The organism is Mesorhizobium sp. CA4 (assembly GCF_020165075.1).
Taxonomy (GTDB): domain Bacteria; phylum Pseudomonadota; class Alphaproteobacteria; order Rhizobiales; family Rhizobiaceae; genus Mesorhizobium.
In genome coordinates, this window is record NZ_JAIUHK010000080.1 from 1 (window position 1) to 1,337 (window position 1,337).

At 61.6% G+C, this 1,337-nt stretch carries 1 protein-coding gene; it reads left to right on the forward strand.

Features of this window, described 5'->3' with window-relative positions:
* The first annotated feature begins 111 nt into the window (after positions 1-111).
* Positions 112-1,266: an ISNCY family transposase gene (locus LB528_RS30105; RefSeq protein ID WP_224518630.1), complete on the forward strand. Its 1,155-nt coding sequence runs from the start codon at positions 112-114 to the stop codon at positions 1,264-1,266.
* Positions 1,267-1,337: the final 71 nt, after the last annotated feature.

Sequence of the window (1,337 nt, forward strand, 5' to 3'; positions counted from 1 at the left end):
TGTCGTAAGCGCATGAGTTGTCCGGGTTAGGTAGCACATGAGTTGTCCGGTTTTATCGCCAGCGAATGGAGGCTGGGGATGGGACGGACAGCATGGCTACAGGACCGGAGGATGCAGAAGTTTCGGGACGTTTTGAGCCGCTGGGATGGCGGTGATCTTTCGATGATGGAGGCGGGTGAGCTGTTGGGCATGTCGGAACGTCAGTTCCGGCGGTACCGGGACCGCTACGAAGAGGCTGGGGAGGATGGCTTGCGAGACCGCCGCTTGGGCAAGATTTCGACGCGCCGGGTACCTGCGGAAGCGATCGAGGAGATGCTGGAGCTTTATCGGAATCGCTACCTTGGTTGGAATGTGAAGCATTTCCACGAGCACCTGATACGCGATCATCATTTCAGTTGGGGCTACACCTTCATCAAGACGCAGCTTCATGCAGCCGGGTTGGTTGAGCGGGCCAAGCGACGCGGGGCGCATCGGCGCAAGCGGGAAAGGAAGCCATGCGAGGGGATGATGCTGCACCAGGACGGCAGCCGGCATGCCTGGCTGGCGGGCCAGCCGCTGTTGGACCTGATCGTGACGATGGACGATGCCACGAGCAAGCTCTATTCGGCCTTTCTGGTTGCCGAGGAAGGCACGGCGTCGAGCTTTCAGGGGCTTATGGAGACCTTTGCCGCCAAAGGCCTGCCCTCGAGCCTCTACACCGATCGCGGCAGCCATTATTTCGTGACGCTCAAGGCCGGCGAGGCGGTCGACAGGAGCCGGCTGACCCAGGTCGGGCGGGCGCTGCGGCAACTGGGCATCGAGCATATTCCGGCTTATTCGCCTGAAGCCAGGGGCCGCTCGGAGCGGATGTTCTCCACCTTGCAGGACCGGCTGCCAAAGGAGCTGGCGCTGACCGGCATTGCCGATATCGAGGCCGCCAACCGCTTCATCGCGCAGACCTATCTGCCTGCCCACAATGCCCGCTTCGCCAGGCCGGCCGCGGTCCAGGACAGCGCCTTCGTTGCCGCCGATCCGGCGGCGCTGACCGAGATATTGTGCCTCCAGGAAGAGCGCGTCGTTGCCCGCGACAACACTGTCGCCTTCGCGCGGCTCAGATTGCAGCTGCCGCAAAGCCCGGTCCGACACCACTTCGTCAAAGCTACAGTCAAGGTCAGGCAATACCCGGATGGTACGCTCGCAATCTTCCACGGCCCCCGCCGCATCGCGACATACACCTCAGATGGCGCACCAATCCTGGATGGATGCTCAATCGGCAGAGCTGCGTGAACCGCTTCGACGCAAACTGAAGCGGACAAATGATGTGCTACCAAACCGGACAACTTGATTAGCTACCGACA

What these genes read in the sequence shown, in the direction of transcription:
- LB528_RS30105 (WP_224518630.1), top strand. Translation starts at nt 112, where the DNA reads ATGCAGAAGTTTCGGGACGTTTTGAGCCGCTGGGATGGCGGTGATCTT.